The organism is Paraburkholderia sp. UYCP14C (assembly GCF_004197395.1).
Classification (GTDB): Bacteria; Pseudomonadota; Gammaproteobacteria; order Burkholderiales; family Burkholderiaceae; genus Paraburkholderia.
In genome coordinates, this window is record NZ_SELS01000408.1 from 1 (window position 1) to 236 (window position 236).

Below are 236 nucleotides of genomic sequence, written 5' to 3' on the forward strand. Positions count from 1 at the left end.
ATAGGCCACATACCAGCGCACGCAAGTCAGGATCACATCAAGCGGGTAATGCAGGCGTTTGAGCACGCGGGCCACGGCCGGATTCAGCGTCTTCATCTGGCTTTCAGTCGTTCGTCTTGTTACGAACATCATAGCCGACTCCCTTATTGCAACAGAACCGCGCATCCAGCGCAACCAGAAGATTGAGATCCAAGCCTTTGAAACGCATATTCAAAAATCCGTCTTATGTGTGACTC

At 51.3% G+C, this 236-nt stretch carries 1 pseudogene; it reads right to left on the reverse strand.

Annotated features, from left to right (window positions below):
* Positions 1-96 (reverse strand): annotated as a pseudogene (locus EVC45_RS45355) (IS6 family transposase); the annotation flags it as partial.
* Positions 97-236 lie beyond the last annotated feature (140 nt).